Here is a 15,891-nt window from a genome sequence, read left to right as displayed (position 1 = left end):
GCTGCACGCGCGAAGCTGTTCTGAGCGAAGGGATAAACCTCTCGCGCTCGAAGAGCAATCCGCTGCGCGCCGCTTTGGCGGGCTCGGGTTTTTGTCGTCGCCTAGTGGCCGAGCCAGTGCATGAACGAGACATTGCGCAGGCGCTCGCCGCCGATCTCCGCGCCGCCGATCAGCGCCGGCTCGTCGGCCTGCGGCTCCATGGAGTCGCCCTGGAGATGCTCCGCCTGGATTTGCCCGGACACCAACACCGAGCCCATCGGCGACTCGGCCGCGTAGAATTCGAAGCGGCCGTCTTCCATAATCAGCCGGTCGGGGCGGACCCGGATGCTGTCAGGGTAGTATTCCTGCCCCATGGCATTGATCTGCGGCTCGGCATCGTTGGGATAGGCTTCGATCCAGAGGGCGATATTCTCATAATCGCTATCGCCCGCGCGCCAGGCCTCGAACTCGAATTCGCGCGGCAGGACGAGCATATCGACAGTCCAGCCATTGGCAGAGAGCGTGGTCGAGGGCAGGTAGAAGCCGCTGGGATCCACGCTGATGGTCCAGACATAGTCGGCTTCGGCCTGTGCCTCGGCCGTATCGGCCTGCGCCGGCGGCGAATTGTCCTCTGCCTGCGAACAGGCGGCGGCAAAGGCCAGAATCGCCATCGTGGTCAGTATCTGCATGATTGTATCCTCCCTGCCGGTCCTTATAGGGCGGCCTGGGCGTGGCGTTAACCTTAAACCGGTCCGCGGGCCCGGGCTTCTGGCCCGCCTATTCGCCCGGGATTTGAACAAAGACGATTTCGCCGACGCGTTCGTTGCCGATCGATGTGTCTGCCCTCAGGGCTGCCGGGTCGTCCGTGGCCCGGCCCCGGCGCCCCGGCGTGTGGGCGTCGATCCGGCCGGACAGGACGACCTCTCCAATCGTGCCGTTGGCGCCGCGAAAGGCAAAACGGCCGGGGGCCAGGGTGAAGCTCTGAGCGTGGACACGGGTGCGCTCGCCCGCCATCTCCCGACCCGCCTCCCGACCCTGGGCGTTGGTGCGCGCGGGCCCGTCAGTGGCATGAAACTCGATCCAGAGCGGCACGGCGTACGGCTCGCTGCCCTGTGCGCGCCAGGCGTCGAACTCCTCGGGCATGCCGACGAAGACGTGGTCGATCCGCCAGCTCGCATTGTCGATTTCGATTGCGGGTCTGTAGAAGCCCGAGACGTCATAGCCCGGGGCCCAGCGGGCCGCGCCCGCGCTGTTCGTGCTGCCGGAGGATGCGGCAAATCCGGACGGCTGGACGGCGTGCGGATATTGCTGCGCGCAGGCTGAAAGCGTGACCGCCAGGCCGGCCGCGAGCCAGAGTCGTGTCATGGATGAGCCCCCCTCGTGCGACTGCGGAGCCCATGATGCCATTCGCCGGCTGGCCGCGCATCCCAAATCGCGCCCTTCAGGCGGTGCCGCTGTCGCTGCCCTCATCCTGACCCGGGTGACGGGCGGCAAGATAATCCTGGCTGCGCATCTCCATCAGGCGCGAGGCGGTGCGCTGGAATTCGAACGCACCATCGCCGGCGGGGTAAAGCGCGTCAGGCTCGGCCTCCGCGCTCATCACCAGCTTGGTCTTCATCTCGTAAAGCGCGTCGATCAGGGTCACGAAGCGGGCCGCCGCATCGCGCCCGCCGGCATCCAGCCGGGGCACGTGATCGATCATGATCGTGTCGAACGTCTCGGCAAGGCGAAGATAGTCTGCGGCCCCGAGCGGCTTCTCGCACAGCGTCGCGAAATCGAACCGGGCAACGCCGGCAGCTTCGGCTGGCACGTGCAGCTCGCGGCCCTGGATCGTCAGCGTGCAGCTCCTCGGCTCGGCCCCCATCGTCAGCCGGTCGAAGGCGGCATCCATCGCCGCATCGGCCTCCGGGCCCAGCGGCGCGTAATAGACCGGCGCGGCGCTCAACCGTTCGAGCCGGTAATCGCGCCCGGCATCGAGGCGCATCACGTCGAGTGTGTCCTTGATCATGCCGATGAAGGGCAGGAAGAGCTGGCGGTTGATCCCGTTCTTGTAGAGCTCGTCCGGGTGGCGGTTCGAGGTGGCCACGATCACCACGCCGGCTTCGAACAGGCCCTTGAACAGCCGGCCGAGGATCATCGCGTCGGCCACGTTGGTGACCTGGAACTCGTCGAAGCACAATAGCCGCGTCTCGTCGCCGACGGCTGCGGCGACGCGCGGCAGAGGATCGCGGTCGCGCCGCTCGCGTTCGGAGGCCAGCCGGGCATGGATGTCCTGCATGAAGGCATGAAAATGGACCCGCTTTTTCTTCTCCAAGGGTGCGGCCCGGAAGAAGAGATCCATCATCAGCGACTTGCCGGTCCCGACGCCGCCCCACAGATAAATCCCCCGCGGCGCCGGGTGGCTCTTGCGGAACAGGCTCTTGCGGGACTCGCGCCAGGTTTCGATCTCATCGGCGAGACCGGTCAACCGGCGAGCCACCTCGCGCTGGGCCGGATCGGCCTCGAGCCGGCCCTCCTCGATCGCGGTATCGAGTGCAGCGATGGGCGTCATGCGCCCGCCCCTTTCAGCACCCAGCCCAGCGCGGCGACCAGCAGCAGGCCGAAGGCGAGGGCCGCAGCCAGACTCAGGAGGACGGGGCGTTCGATGCGTCTCATGGGCGCAGCCATAGAGGCGGCACCGTCCGCAGCGCAAGAGGTGAGGTCCGCCGCCTCAAGCTGTCAGGCTCGCAAGGGTCTCGCGCCACGCTTCGGGGAGGGGTTTGGGACGGCGCGTGCCGCGATCGACGTAGACGTGGACGAAGAAGCCTTCGGCGATGGCCAAATCCTCTCCCGCCCTGAACAGCGCGATCTCATAACGCACTGAGCTGGTCCCGAGGCGCGCGACACGCAGGCCCGCCTCGAGCCGGTCGGGAAACGCAGCCGACGCGTGATAGCGGCACCCGGTTTCGACGACCAGGCCGATAGGATCGCCCGCCTCCACATCCAGCAAGCCCGCCGCAATCAGCCAGCGGTTTACGGCTGTATCGAAGAAGGCGTAATAGCTCACATTGTTTATGTGTCCGTATACGTCATTATCAGCCCATCGTGTCGCGATAGGCTCGAACGCGCGATAGGCCTCGCGCCGGGAGGGCGCGGCGCGTTCACTCACAGAATTTCCTCGTACATGGCGACAATGTCGTCATAGGTCATCTCGCGCGGATTGTTCGGCAGCAGGCGGTCGTTCGCCGCAACGTCCTCGGCCATGCGCGGCACATCGTTATGGCTGATGCCAAGCTGGGAGAGACGGCGCTCAATGCCCACGGCTTCGGCGATGCGTTCCATCTCGTCGATCAGGCCCGCCGATCCCGGCTTCAGACCAAGTTTCGCCGATATTTCCGTGTACTGATCTTCTGCCGCCGACGCATTGAATCGCAGGACCGGCGGCAGCACCACCGAGTTGGAGAGGCCGTGCGGAACATGAAAGATACCGCCAAGCGGATAGGCCATCGCGTGCACGCCGGCACACGGGGAATTGGAGAAGGCCTGGCCGGCCAGCATGGCGCCCAGCAGCATGTCGCCGCGCGCCTCGGTGTCGTTTCCGTCCGCGCACGCCCGCTCCAGTCCACGATGCAGGCGGTCCAGCGCGGTCAGCGCAAGCGCATCGGAGACCGGATTCTTGCTGCGCCGGTTGGTGAAGGCTTCGATCGCGTGGACCATGGCATCGATGCCGGTCGCCGCGGTGACGTGGCGCGGCAGGCCCCGCGTCAGCTCAGGGTCCAGGATCGCCATGTCCGCATAAAGCGCGCCCGACGCGATGCCGCGCTTGGAGGTCTCGCCCGTCGTGACCACGGCCACATTCGTGACTTCGGACCCGGTCCCGGCGGTCGTCGGGATGAGGATGAGCGGCGGACGCGTGGCGCTCACCTGCTCCACGCCGTACATGGTGGACAAGTCCTGCGCGCCGCGCAGCAGGACGGCGACGACTTTCGCGGTGTCCATCGGGCTGCCGCCGCCAAAGCCGATCACGGCCTCGGCGCCGAACCGGCGCCCGGCCTCCACCGCTTCGAGGATGACGGACTCCGGCGGGTCTGCGACCACGGAATCGAAGATTTCCACCTCGTAGCCGGCCGCCTTCAGCGCCTCGACCGGGCCATCGAGCAGGCCGGTCTTGCGCAACCCGGCATCGGTCAGCAGGAACAGCTTGCGTGCGGGCCCGGCAGCGGAGCCGATCAGGGCGTCAAGCCGCTTCGCAGCGCCAGCCTCGAACACGATGTGAGGCACGGTGCGGAAGGAAAAGGCTTTCGTCATGACAATCTACCCTGGCGCGTCGGGCGCGGTTTGCAATTGCGTCACGCGGTGCGCGCGAGGCGCTCACGCTTGGCATGGAGGGCCTCGCGGGTGACCGGTTCCTGCGCGTCCCAGCTCTCGTGAATGGCGCAAATCTCCGGCCGCGCCCCCGTGCACCAGACGCGCGCCAGCTGATCCATGGCCTTGGTTCGGTCCTGCGCGGTCTGGATCCGATAGACTAAGTCGCGCATGGCCACGCACACAAGCTTTCCGTAGAGGACCATGGCCAGATCGAACTCGGCGGCGCACAGCGGCCGGCTGGACAAGGGCTCCAGCCCGCAATCCAGGCGCAGGGCGGCGATGATGGGCTCAAGGAGCTCCGATCTCAGCTGGACCGGGCCGAAGAAGAAGGGTGCGCGGATACCGGCAAGTCCGGCGAACAGGGACAGACGCAGCCGCTCCTCGTCATAGCCGTTCAGAATCGCGGTCGAGACTTCGGTCAACCGATCCTCGAGCGAGCGGCTCGTATCCTCAAGGGTCTCGCGCGCGGGGAGGGTCACCACATCCGGCTCCTGCGCCAGAATAGCCTCGATGAGCGCGTCCTTGCTCTCGAAATACTTATAGAGAAGAGCTTGCGTGACGCCGAGTTCCGCGGCGATGTCGCGCGTACTCGCCGACAGGCCCTGCTGGGCGAAGATGCGGCGTGCGCCTTCAATAATGAGCGCGCGGCGCTGGCCGCGCTTGACCCGTTTTCGAGGTTTGTCGTCGTTCAAGGGAATAAAGACCTGCTCAAAACCGCTGCGCTTGAGGGTGCGCGTGCGACACACTAACAATAAAAGCAAGGCCGCCGGGCGCGTGGCCGATCTACCCGCAATGGTGCGGCGCCCGCACGTTTGCCGACTGGTTATAAAACTTTCTCACCTTTCGATGTGAAACGCAAAGCCCGCCGGGAGAATCTGCAAATCAACTGCAGATGGGCTGACGCAAAAGCGCCGGGGCCATGGGCGCCCGGCGCTTTGTCTCGTCTATGTCTGCAGGCGGGAAGCCCTACTGCATGGTCGGAATAATGAAGGCCTGGTCGGAGACTTCACCGCTCGGCCAGCGCTGGGTCACGGTCTTCACCTTGGTGAAGAATTTCACGCCTTCCGGTCCGTGCTGGTTGGTGTCGCCGAACGCCGAGCGCTTCCATCCGCCGAAGGTGTGATAGGCTACCGGTACCGGGATCGGCACGTTGATGCCGACCATGCCGACATTGACCTTGGAAGCGAATTCGCGCGCCGCCAGACCATTGCGGGTGAAGATTGCGACGCCATTGCCGTACTGGTGGTCGCTCGCGAGTTGCGCTGCTTCCTCGAGATCCTTCGAGCGCACGATCTGAAGGACCGGTCCAAAGATTTCTTCCTGATAGGTCTTCATCGTCGGGGTCACATGATCGAACAGGGACGGGCCGATGAAGAACCCGTTCTCGTGTCCTTGCAGCTCGAAGCCGCGACCGTCGATCAGAAGCTCGGCGCCTTCGTCAACGCCCATCTGGATGTAGTTCTCCACCTTCGTTCGATGAGCCGCGCTGACGACAGGCCCGTAGGCGGCGTCGGGGTCGGTGGACGTTCCCGGCTTCAGCTTCTCGATCTCGGGGATCAGCTTTTGCAGCAGGCGGTCGGCCGTGTCGTCACCGACCGGGACCGCCACGGGCAGCGCCATGCAGCGCTCCCCGGCCGAGCCGTAGGCGGATCCGACGAGATCCTGGACGACCTGGTCGAGGTCGGCGTCCGGCATGATGATGCCGTGGTTCTTCGCGCCGCCCATCGCCTGCACGCGCTTCCCGTTGGCGGTGCCGGTCGAGTAGACGTGATGGGCGATGTCGGAAGACCCCACGAAGCTGACGGCCTTGATGTCGGGGTGAGTCAGGATCGCGTCCACCGCGACCTTGTCGCCATGCACCACGTTCAATACCCCGTCGGGCAGGCCGGCTTCCTGCATCAATTCGGCCAGGCGCATCGGCACGCTCGGGTCTTTCTCGGAGGGTTTCAGGATGAAGGCGTTGCCGCACGCGATCGCCACGCCGAACATCCACATCGGAATCATGGCCGGGAAGTTGAACGGCGTGATGCCGGCCACCACGCCCAGCGGCTGGCGCATGGAATAGACATCGATGCCCGGACCGGCGCCTTCGGTGAATTCACCCTTGAGCACGTGCGGAATGCCGCAGGCAAACTCGATCACTTCCAGACCGCGCTGGACGTCGCCGCGCGCATCGGCGACGACCTTGCCATGCTCGCTGGCCAGAAGGCGTGCCAGCTCGTCCATGTTGTCCTCAAGCAGTTGCTTGAACTTGAACATGACCCGCGCGCGGCGCTGCGGATTGACCGCAGCCCAGGCCGGTTGCGCGGCTTCTGCCGCCTCGACCGCCTTGGCCAGCTCGGCTTCGGTAGCCAGCTGGACGCGGGCCTGCACCTCGCCGGAGTTGGGGTCGAAAATATCGCCCCAGCGTCCCGAATTGCCCTTGTAGGTCTGGCCATTGATGAAGTGATGGATCTCGCGGGTCATGGGGATCTCCTGGACAGGAATGCGGGGTTCGGGCGACATGCCCGGCAGAATATGGCGCGAGGGATAACCCCGGGCAGGCGGCTTGTCGAGGTGAAGGCTTTTGGGCGCAGACCGGCCTGCGGCACCGTCTCCGCCGTCTATTCCGGAACTGACATGAAGATTGGCCGAAGCGGTTGCACTCAACAGTTGCGATGAAATCGGAGCGCTCGTTGCGCTGGATGCGACATGTCCGGCGGGGGTGTGCGGGCGCCCGGGAAACGGCGTTTGCGGCCAGGCCGCGGGCCTACCTATCGAGGAGCCGACCCCTCGGTGAATCGCGCTCGGAAGAACCCGCTTCCGCTTGGCCAAAGGCGCCGGAATGCTCAATTATAACGGGGCTTCTCGCCTCTTTGTCGGCCCAGGCGCTGAGAACTCGAACAAGGCTATCCGCCGACGGCGATATGAGGCAAATCGGCAACATTTATTCACGTTCGAGACGAATACGCGTTTCCGCAGTCTGTCTAATTGCGAACTTGCCGATTTTCGGGATAGGTTACCTTTCTGTAACGCGAGATCGCCGAGGGGATAATCGCGTCGAGCGAGAAATAAGTCAGATCAATGACTGCCAGGGGAACATCATGAGCAAGACCTTTCGACTGAAGTCGTCGCTGTTCGCGGCCGCGTCTGCGGCTGCCGTCGCTGCGGCTATGACCGGCAGCGCGAACGCACTTCCTGTCCGTGACGATGTGGGCGTTGACGGTGCGGTGGATACCGACAACGTCTGGGGCGGCGTTGGCATGATGTGGAACCGCACGCCCAGCGGCACCTTCGTGTGTACCGGCCAGCTCATCAACCCGCGCACCGTCGTGTGGGCCGCCCACTGCGTGGACGGTATCGATCAGAGCCAGTTCGGCGGCAACCAGGCCGGCGGCGTGCCGATCGGCTTCGGCTTCCAGACCGACTCCCTGCCCGGCTATTTCGACTGGCGCGATCGCGGTCTCGCATCTGGCAACTGGTCGAGCAATACCGATCTCTCCTTCTTCAACGTGCTGCAGGTCCAGGCGCCATTCGACCTCGATGGCGAGTTCGAATTCCCGGGTGGCGACGTATCGCTGGCCACGCTGGACACTCCGGCAATCGGCCTGCCGACCTACGGCATGCTCTTCTCCCCGATCACGGAGTCGACCGCGGTCAGCATGGTCGGCTATGGTGGCACGGGCATCGGTTCGGGTGCCAACCAGGGCATTGACGGCAAACGCCGCGCCGGCACGAACATGCTGGACGGCCTGTTCAGCCAGACCGATTTTCTCGGCGCCGCCTTCGGCGTTGCCGGCTTCCGCGGCGGGTTCGGCCCGGTCGGCGATCAGTTGCTCTACAATCTCGATTTCGACCGCCCTGACCGTGACGGCACCTGTGCGCGCGGCGGCGCTGTCGGCGCCGAAGCGATCGTCGGGCCGAACGGCATCATCTGCGACACGACCGGCGACCTTGGCGACGGCTACACGCTCGATGGCACCTCGGTGATCCTGCCGAGCAACTCGATCGACTGGTATCCGGGCGAAGCTACCGAGCGCGAAGCCGGTACGCTGGGCGGCGATTCCGGCGGCGGCCTGTTTGTCGAGATTGGCGGCCGTCAGCTCGTGACCGGCGTGCTTTCGGGTGGCTGGGTCGCGGGCCTGGCCTCGCCGTCGAGCTCGATCTACGGCGATGTCTCCTATTACAATCCGCTCTTCCTGTTCCAGAACTGGATTGCCGAGCAGAACCCGTATGTCTACGTGACCGCGGCGGCCGGCGATGGCAACTGGTCGGACGGGTCTCACTGGACGCGGGCCCTTGATCCCAACTACCTCATCGTCAACGAAGACGGTGAGCTGGTGAATGGCATGCTCGAAAGCGCGCCGGAGACGCCGACCGACGCTGTGACTGCGGAAGGCCCGTATTTCGGGACGATCTTCGATACGACCGTCGACGGGTATCGCAATGACGAGCTGTTCGACGCTGCGGGCGACGCGTCCGCTTCGGCAGCGGCGCCGACCGGCGGTCGGTCCGTCTCGGGCTCGATCATGAATTTCGGCCCGGCTCAGGTCTCGTTCGACGATAACGGCAACGTTGTCGCGGCGCAGGCCGATGCTCCGGCGGCCGGCGATCTCTCCGTGTCTCGTGAAGCGATGGATACGGCCGCGGCCGCGCCCGCTTCGCCGCAAGCCTCCGCGCCGTCCTCGGGCTTTGCCATCGGCAGTTCCAACTTCGTGCCGAACAATGATTATGGCCTGTTCGGCGACTTTGATGGTGCCCTGAGCGGTGATATCGCGCGCTTCTACGACGTGACTCTTGCCGCGTCGGGCACGACGACGGTCGACATGAATGTCGAGATCGATCGTCTGAATATCGCCGGGGCGGGTGCCGACTTCCACCTGCAGAGCGGCTACTTCTTCTCCACGCTGATCGCGACCGATCACAGCGCGGGCCGTGCCCGGATCGATGGCGTGCTGATGGCCCGCGAATACATGAATACGGGCGGTGTGACCTACGGCAGCGGCCTGATCTCTACCCAGACCTACTGGAACGTGGCCGGGATGGTCACCGGCGGCGACCTGAACGCGATCGGCACGCTGGGTATCAGCGGCGACTATGTTCAGACCGCAGCCGGCATGGCTCTGTTCGATTGGGATGGAGAGCTTAGCGACACGCTCCTGATCAATGGCGATGCGTCTCTGGGCGGTCTTGCCGGCATCAACCCGCTGGCCGGGTATATCCCGACCTTCGGTGACCGCCAGACGGTGATCACCCATAGCGGTGAGCGTGTGGGCGAGTTCGACGGTACGGTCGAACTGCCGGGCGTTCTCTATCTCGCCCCGATCTACGGGGCCGGGTCGATCGACCTGGAAATCCGCGCGCAGAGCTTCTCGGCCGCGGCTGACCTGGAAGGATTTTCCGCCGGCGTCGGTGCCGCGCTCGATGCCTCGCGGGGCAGCAGCTACAATGCGCTTTCCGGCGTGTACCAGCCCATCGACCTTCTGGGCGGCGAGACGCTGTCGGCGGCACTCACCTCGCTGGCTCCGTCCGCATCGATCGTCTCGGCGCGCAGTGCAACGGCGCACGTCGACGCATTCCAGGGCGTGATCTCGTCGCGGTTCGCCGCCGAGAACGACACCCCGGGCTCGTCCATGGGCAGCAATGCGATGATGAACTTCAATGCGATGGGCCGCACCGGCGCCTCGCTTGATGCCGCGACGCTGGCCCTGCAGAACGCCCAGACGGGTGCTGCCGGCCCGCAATTCACCCAGCAGGGACGCACCAGCGTCTATGTCGGTGGCGGTACGATGAATGGCGATCTGCAAGCGAGCGTCGACAGCGAAGGTGGCTATGAAGGCGGCTTCGCGCTCGCCGGTGTCGACTACGCCGTGACGCCGCAATGGCGTGTTGGCGGTGCGGTCGGCATGGCCGACACCGAGGCCAGCCAGCAGTTCAGCGCTGCCCGGGCGACCACGGCGACGGAAACCACACAAGGCACGCTCTACGCGGCCTACGACTATCGCGTGTTCAGCTTTGCGGGCTATGCCGGATACGCCAATTCGGACATCGACCTGAACCGGTCGGCCCTGGTGGGCGGCGGTGCATCCGCCTCCTTCTCGGCCGAAACGATGACGGCCGGGCTGGAAGCGGCGGCGGATATCACCGGCCCGCATTCAGTCTTGCTGCGTCCGGCTGCTTCGCTGCGCTACGCCTCGACCGACGTGGATGGCTACACCGAGACCGGTGGGCCGGCTGCGCTGACCGTGGGTGACTACACCCAGGACAGCCTGGTGGGCCGCGTGGGCTTCAATCTTTCCGACGAGTTCGAGATCAAGGGCGCGATCTTCGAGCCTGCGATCTATGTCGGTCTGGCCCATGAGTTCAACGACGACGCCGAAGCCCTGACGGCCGGCTTCAACACCACGCCGGGCTCGGTCTTCGCCGTCAACAGCGGCATCGAACGCCAGGGCGGCTGGGGCGAAATCGCGGGCAGCCTGTTCGTCCACCTCTCCTCCAACTTCTCGGTCGGGGCGCTCTACGAGAAGACGTCCGGGCGCGATTATCTGGAGAGCGAAGTGATCGCCGGGTCCATCCGGGTCAGCTTCTAAGCTCCAGGCTTAATGTCTGAAACAAAGGCGCCGCCTGCATCCCGCAGGCGGCGCTTTTCTTTTGTGGCTGGCAAGGCTCGAAGCTCACGAGCTGCATCCGCTCGCACGCCCAGGGGGAGGCTTTAGCCGGGATGCAGGGCGATGCGCTCCCCGTCCGGCGTGACGCCTGCCCAGCTGCCGCCTTCCCCGCTCTCGCCGCTCCAGAGCGCCGCTCCGCCAAAGCCGGACAGCGTCAATCGCGTGCCCTCCTCCGACAGCGTCCACAAGCCGGTCTCGCTGAGCGGGAGCGCGCAGCCCGGCTGTGCCGCAGCAAGCCCGGACACCCTGTCCGGGCTGAGCCGGCTATCCTCCGGCCGCCGGGCCGGAGCCATCAGCACCAGGCGGCATTGCTCGGTTCCGCTCGACGCGACATAGCGCCCTTCGATCGCCGAGCCGGGCAGCTGAGACGAGAGCGAGACCAGGACGGAGGCGGTGGTGGAAACAAGCAGGTCGAGACTGAGATTTATCATGGCCGCGACAGTCACAGCCCGTGTCCGCCCTGGCAAGCACCGATCTTACCCCGCCTCTTGCACCGGCCGCAGTTTCGCGCACGATACAGGGCATGACAGTCGAATCCGGCGAGCCCTCCGCCGCTCCTCAAGCGGCCCCTCATATTGTCGACCAGCTTATCGAGGAACGCGCAGTCCGCCTGCGCAGGAGCCCTCTCTGGCCAATTGTGCGCTCCGCCTTCTATCCCGTTCTGGGCTATCGCCGCGCTGTTGAGGTGGCCGACGCGATTGCCGGTCTGAGCGGACCAGATGCCATGAACTGGGCACAGGATTTCCTGTCGATGCGGGTCGACCTGGACGGTCTGTCCCACGTGCCCGAGCACGGGGCGTGCGTGATCCTGGCCAACCACCCGGGCGGCATCGCCGATGGCATCGCGCTCTGGCAGGGCCTGCGCGCGCGCCGGCCGGACATGGCCTTTTTCGCCAATCTGGATGCGATCCGCGTCTGTCCGGGCCTGAGTGATCTGATTATTCCGGTCGAGTGGCGGGCGGGAGCCCGGTCGAGGGAGAAGACACGCGAGACGCTGCGCCAGGCCGTTACGGCCTTTCGCCAGGACCGCTGTATCGTGGTCTTCCCGGCCGGGCAGATGTCGCAATGGGACTGGCGGGCCCGCCGGCTCAAGGAGGCCGAATGGATGCCCACCGCGGTCGGCCTTGCAAAGAAATTCAATGCGCCGATCCTGCCGCTCGGCGTCGATCAGCGCATGAGCTGGATGTTCTACGGGCTGGGCCAGGTCAATGAGGAGCTCAAACACATGACCGTGTTTCACGAACTCCTGGCGAAGAAGCGCGCTCAATACAGGCTCGCCTTCGGACCGCCGCTCGATCCCAATGCGGATCTGCCGCGCGAGGAAGACGCGGCCACCGCGGCCATGCGTGCCCGCTCCGAACATCTGGCCGGTTGGGTGCCGCGGTCACCGGCCCGGGAGGGGGCCGAGACCCGTCCGGGCGACGAGTAACACCGCGCCGCGTCCGGCCTTATCGCCTTCAGGGTGCGCGAGCCGCGTCAGGCGATGACCACGTCCGCACCGGCATTCGACTGCAGCCAGCGTTTATAGTCGGTGCGGCTGACCTTGGTATGGGTGCTGTGGATATACCAGCGTCCCATATCGTCCCTGACGGGAAGATTGATCGCCTCGAAGCAAGCCTCCGCGTCCAGATCGCCCGCCGACCAGAGTATTCTGGCCCGGGCGATCGTTCCGTCGAACGCTCCCTCCGCATCGAGCTCCTCGACGAGCTTGTGTGAATCCGGAGCCAGCAGCGTCGTGACTGAAGTGCCTTCGGTGACGTGCTTGAATGCAGAGCTGGCCGCGCGAAGGGCGTCCGAGATCTCGACCACACGGATGTCGCCCTCATCCTTGCGAATGAGGCTCATCAGAGCCGTTGAATGCCGCACCGTAGCCCGCCAGTCGTCGAACAGGGGACGATTCTTGCGTTGGCGCAGAAGCGTCTTGATCCGGTCGGTCAGTTCATCGGAGGGGATCACGGCTCCGGCCTCGAGCCGGGAGACATAAGCCTGGCTGATATCGAGCAACCGGGCCAGGGCTTCCTGCTTGATCTGGGAGCGCATTCTGAATGCGCGCAGACGAAGTCCCCACTTTTCGCTGCTGGTCATGTATGTCCTTCGCGTAGCTAACGCGATTGAACTAGCGCGATAGGCTGGCAAAGTAAGAATTTTCGTATTCAGAATGCGGTTTAAGGCTGAAAACTGCGGAAAAACAATCTGCGTTTGTGGCGCCGACTTGCGCTGAGCGAATGCGGTCAGTGATGCAAGTGCATGAAAGAGCCCCCGCCGGACTCCGGCGGGGGCTCCAAATGCTTCCCAGGCTTCACGTCCTTGCGCTTCAGGCCTGGCGTTCGACCATCAATTCCTTGATCTTGCCGATCGCCTTGGCCGGGTTCAGGCCCTTCGGGCAGACCTGAGCGCAATTCATGATGGTGTGGCAGCGATACAGCTTGAACGGGTCTTCCAGATCATCCAGGCGCTCTCCGGTGGCTTCATCGCGGCTATCCGCGATCCAGCGATAGGCCTGCAGAAGCGCGGCCGGTCCCAGATACTTGTCCGAATTCCACCAGTAGGACGGACAGGAGGTCGAGCAGCAGGCGCACAGGATGCACTCGTAGAGACCGTCCAGCTGCTCGCGGTCTTCCTGGGATTGGCGCCATTCGCGCTCGGGACGCGGGGTTTCGGTCTGCAGGTAGGGCTTGATGCTGGCAAGCTGGGCGTAGAACTGCGTCAGGTCCGGGATGAGGTCCTTCACCACCGGCTGGTGGGGCAGGGGCGCGATCGTGATCTTGCCCTTGTACTCGTCGATGCCGGATGTGCACGCAATCGTGTTGCGCCCGCCGATATTCATCGAGCAGGAGCCGCAAATCCCTTCGCGGCAGGAACGGCGGAATGCCAGCGTCGCGTCAATCTTGTTCTTGATGTAGAACAGCGCGTCCAGGATCATCGGCCCGCAATCGTCCAGATCGACGTAATACGTGTCCCAGCGCGGCGGGCCGCCCGCATCGGGGTCGTAGCGGTAGACCTTGAACTCGCGCAGCTTGCCGGAGGTTTCCGGCTTCGGCCAGGTCTTGCCCGACTTGATCTGCGAGTTCTTGGGAAGGGTCAGTGCAACCATCGTGTCGTTCTTTCTTTTCCGCGCCGTCTAGTACACGCGCTTCTTCGGCTCGATGTAGTCGATCTCGTTCGACAGCGTGTAGGTGTGAACCGGCCGGTCATCCAGCTTGACCGTACCGTTCTCTCCGTCGAACCAGGCGAGCGTGTGCTTCATCCAGGTCTGGTCGTCGCGATCGGGATAGTCCTCGCGCGCATGTGCGCCCCGGCTCTCGGTGCGGTTGGCGGCCGAGTTCACGGTCACGGCGGCTTGCGCGATCAGATTGTCGAACTCCAGCGTCTCGACCAGATCGGTATTCCAGATCATGGACCGGTCGCTGACCTTCACGTCGGCCAGCGTCTTGTAGACGCCGGCGATCTTGTTCACGCCCTCGTCGAGCACGTCCTGGGTCCGGAACACCGCGCAGTTTTCCTGCATGGCGCGCTGCATGTTGTTGCGCAGCTCGGCGGTCGGCGTGCCTCCGTCGGCATGACGGAACTTGTCCAGGCGGTCGAGCGAGATCTGGCCGGCCTTGGTCGGAAGATTGGGCTGGCTTGCGCCCGCCTCGATCGTTTCGGCGCAGCGCAGGCCCGCGGCCCGGCCGAAGACCACGAGGTCGATCAGCGAGTTGGAGCCGAGACGATTGGCCCCGTGAACCGAGGCGCAGGCCGCCTCGCCGACAGCCATCAGGCCCGGCACAACCTGATCGGGGTCGCCCTTGGCCTTGGTCATCACCTCGCCGTGATAATTGGTCGGGATGCCGCCCATATTGTAGTGCACGGTGGGCAGGACCGGGATCGGTTCCTTCGTGACATCGACACCGGCGAAGATCTTCGCGCTTTCCGAAATGCCCGGCAGGCGCTGGTGCAGGATATCGGGATCCAGGTGCTCGAGGTGCAGGTGGATATGGTCGGAATTCTTGCCGACGCCGCGCCCTTCGCGGATCTCCACCGTCATCGCCCGGCTCACCACGTCGCGTGAGGCCAGATCCTTGGCGCTGGGCGCATAGCGCTCCATGAAGCGGTCGCCTTGCGAGTTGGTCAGATAGCCGCCTTCGCCCCGGGCGCCTTCGGTGATGAGGCAGCCCGCGCCATAGATGCCGGTCGGGTGGAACTGGACGAACTCCATGTCCTGGAGCGGCAGGCCGGCGCGCAGGACCATCGCATTGCCGTCACCGGTGCAGGTGTGGGCGGAGGTGGCCGAGAAATAGGCCCGGCCATAGCCGCCGGTCGCCAGGATGGTCTTCTGCGCGCGGAAGCGGTGCAGCGTGCCGTCATCCAGCTTCCACGCGGTAACACCGCGGCAATGACCCTCATCGTCCATGATGAGGTCCATCACGAAATACTCGATGAAGAACTCGGCCGATTGCTTCAAGGATTCCCCGTACAGGGTGTGCAGCATGGCGTGGCCGGTCCGGTCCGCCGCCGCGCAGGTGCGCTGAACCGGGCCTTCGCCGAAATTCTTGGTCATGCCGCCGAAAGCGCGCTGATAGATCTTGCCGTCTTCGGTGCGCGAGAAGGGGACGCCCCAGTGTTCCAGCTCGTAGACCGCACGCGGCGCATTCTTGGTCAGGTATTCGATCGCGTCCTGATCGCCCAGCCAGTCCGACCCCTTCACCGTGTCGTACATGTGCCAGCGCCAGTTATCCTCGCCCATATTGCCAAGCGAGGCGGCGATGCCGCCCTGTGCGGCGACAGTGTGAGAGCGCGTGGGGAAAACCTTGCTCAGGCAGGCCGTGCGAAGGCCCGCTTCGGCCGCGCCCAGCGTGGCGCGCAGGCCCGCGCCGCCGGCGCCGACAACAACGACGTCATACGTGTGATCGGTCCATTCGTAAGTGGCCATCGGCGT

General features: G+C 64.9%; 13 protein-coding genes. 2 read left to right on the top strand and 11 right to left on the bottom strand.

Going from position 1 to position 15,891, the window contains the following annotated elements; genetic code table 11:
- Window positions 1–101 precede the first annotated feature (101 nt).
- From E5162_RS11995 to E5162_RS11965, 7 genes are all read right to left on the bottom strand, one after another.
- A complete protein-coding gene (locus E5162_RS11995) occupies window positions 102–668 on the bottom strand; it encodes a hypothetical protein (RefSeq protein WP_135945491.1) in 567 nt (188 codons plus the stop codon).
- 88 nt (window positions 669–756) lie between these two features.
- Complete coding sequence (locus E5162_RS11990) at window positions 757–1,344, bottom strand: hypothetical protein (protein ID WP_135945490.1); 588 nt, start codon at window positions 1,342–1,344, stop codon at window positions 757–759.
- A 76-nt stretch (window positions 1,345–1,420) separates the two neighbouring features.
- Window positions 1,421–2,530: a cell division protein ZapE gene (gene zapE / locus E5162_RS11985; RefSeq protein WP_135945489.1), complete on the bottom strand. Its 1,110-nt coding sequence runs from the start codon at window positions 2,528–2,530 to the stop codon at window positions 1,421–1,423.
- A gap of 159 nt (window positions 2,531–2,689) precedes the next feature.
- Window positions 2,690–3,127 carry an acyl-CoA thioesterase gene (locus tag E5162_RS11980; RefSeq protein ID WP_135945488.1) on the bottom strand — a complete coding sequence of 146 codons (438 nt, stop codon included), beginning with the start codon at window positions 3,125–3,127 and terminating at the stop codon, window positions 2,690–2,692.
- A complete protein-coding gene (locus E5162_RS11975; protein WP_135945487.1) occupies window positions 3,124–4,266 on the bottom strand; it encodes an iron-containing alcohol dehydrogenase in 1,143 nt (380 codons plus the stop codon). The genes E5162_RS11980 and E5162_RS11975 overlap by 4 nt, the downstream gene beginning before the upstream one ends.
- A 41-nt stretch (window positions 4,267–4,307) precedes the next feature.
- Entirely contained in the window at window positions 4,308–5,018 is a 711-nt protein-coding gene (locus E5162_RS11970; protein WP_158291299.1) for a TetR/AcrR family transcriptional regulator, read from the bottom strand.
- Between the two features lie 274 nt (window positions 5,019–5,292).
- Complete coding sequence (locus tag E5162_RS11965) at window positions 5,293–6,792, bottom strand: CoA-acylating methylmalonate-semialdehyde dehydrogenase (RefSeq protein WP_135945485.1); 1,500 nt, start codon at window positions 6,790–6,792, stop codon at window positions 5,293–5,295.
- Window positions 6,793–7,409: 617 nt separating this feature from the next.
- Between E5162_RS11965 and E5162_RS11960 the strand changes: the two genes are divergently transcribed.
- On the top strand, window positions 7,410–10,895 hold the full coding sequence (locus E5162_RS11960; protein ID WP_158291298.1) for an autotransporter outer membrane beta-barrel domain-containing protein: 3,486 nt from the start codon (window positions 7,410–7,412) through the stop codon (window positions 10,893–10,895).
- Window positions 10,896–11,017: 122 nt separating this feature from the next.
- Here the strand turns inward: E5162_RS11960 and E5162_RS11955 are convergent, their stop codons facing one another.
- Window positions 11,018–11,404 carry a hypothetical protein gene (locus E5162_RS11955; RefSeq protein ID WP_135945483.1) on the bottom strand — a complete coding sequence of 129 codons (387 nt, stop codon included), beginning with the start codon at window positions 11,402–11,404 and terminating at the stop codon, window positions 11,018–11,020.
- A gap of 92 nt (window positions 11,405–11,496) precedes the next feature.
- Here E5162_RS11955 and E5162_RS11950 point away from each other — a divergent pair, with 92 nt between their 5' ends.
- The gene (locus tag E5162_RS11950) at window positions 11,497–12,402 is read left to right on the top strand and encodes a 1-acyl-sn-glycerol-3-phosphate acyltransferase (protein WP_135945482.1); all 906 of its coding nucleotides are present in this window, start codon (window positions 11,497–11,499) and stop codon (window positions 12,400–12,402) included.
- A 47-nt stretch (window positions 12,403–12,449) separates the two neighbouring features.
- Here E5162_RS11950 and E5162_RS11945 read toward each other — a convergent pair whose 3' ends face one another.
- From E5162_RS11945 to sdhA, 3 genes are all read right to left on the bottom strand, one after another.
- Entirely contained in the window at window positions 12,450–13,058 is a 609-nt protein-coding gene (locus E5162_RS11945; RefSeq protein ID WP_135945481.1) for a helix-turn-helix domain-containing protein, read from the bottom strand.
- 229 nt (window positions 13,059–13,287) lie between these two features.
- A complete protein-coding gene (locus E5162_RS11940; protein WP_135945480.1) occupies window positions 13,288–14,067 on the bottom strand; it encodes a succinate dehydrogenase iron-sulfur subunit in 780 nt (259 codons plus the stop codon).
- A 27-nt stretch (window positions 14,068–14,094) separates the two neighbouring features.
- The gene (sdhA, locus tag E5162_RS11935; RefSeq protein ID WP_135945479.1) at window positions 14,095–15,885 is read right to left on the bottom strand and encodes a succinate dehydrogenase flavoprotein subunit; all 1,791 of its coding nucleotides are present in this window, start codon (window positions 15,883–15,885) and stop codon (window positions 14,095–14,097) included.
- Window positions 15,886–15,891 lie beyond the last annotated feature (6 nt).

The sequence above is a fragment of the Marinicauda pacifica genome (genome assembly GCF_004793635.1).
In the GTDB taxonomy this organism is placed as follows: domain Bacteria; phylum Pseudomonadota; class Alphaproteobacteria; order Caulobacterales; family Maricaulaceae; genus Marinicauda; species Marinicauda pacifica.
Note: the sequence above shows the minus strand (reverse complement) of the source record. Positions and strands in the feature narration are given on the sequence as shown.

Excerpts from the sequence above, each read along its gene's own strand:
- zapE (WP_135945489.1), bottom strand. The coding sequence starts at position 2,530 with ATGACGCCCATCGCTGCACTCGATACCGCGATCGAGGAGGGCCGGCTC.
- E5162_RS11995 (WP_135945491.1), bottom strand. The coding sequence starts at position 668 with ATGCAGATACTGACCACGATGGCGATTCTGGCCTTTGCCGCCGCCTGT.
- E5162_RS11960 (WP_158291298.1), top strand. The coding sequence starts at position 7,410 with ATGAGCAAGACCTTTCGACTGAAGTCGTCGCTGTTCGCGGCCGCGTCT.
- E5162_RS11945 (WP_135945481.1), bottom strand. The coding sequence starts at position 13,058 with ATGACCAGCAGCGAAAAGTGGGGACTTCGTCTGCGCGCATTCAGAATG.
- sdhA (WP_135945479.1), bottom strand. The coding sequence starts at position 15,885 with ATGGCCACTTACGAATGGACCGATCACACGTATGACGTCGTTGTTGTC.
- E5162_RS11990 (WP_135945490.1), bottom strand. The coding sequence starts at position 1,344 with ATGACACGACTCTGGCTCGCGGCCGGCCTGGCGGTCACGCTTTCAGCC.
- E5162_RS11965 (WP_135945485.1), bottom strand. The coding sequence starts at position 6,792 with ATGACCCGCGAGATCCATCACTTCATCAATGGCCAGACCTACAAGGGC.
- E5162_RS11955 (WP_135945483.1), bottom strand. The coding sequence starts at position 11,404 with ATGATAAATCTCAGTCTCGACCTGCTTGTTTCCACCACCGCCTCCGTC.
- E5162_RS11975 (WP_135945487.1), bottom strand. The coding sequence starts at position 4,266 with ATGACGAAAGCCTTTTCCTTCCGCACCGTGCCTCACATCGTGTTCGAG.
- E5162_RS11950 (WP_135945482.1), top strand. The coding sequence starts at position 11,497 with ATGACAGTCGAATCCGGCGAGCCCTCCGCCGCTCCTCAAGCGGCCCCT.
- E5162_RS11940 (WP_135945480.1), bottom strand. The coding sequence starts at position 14,067 with ATGGTTGCACTGACCCTTCCCAAGAACTCGCAGATCAAGTCGGGCAAG.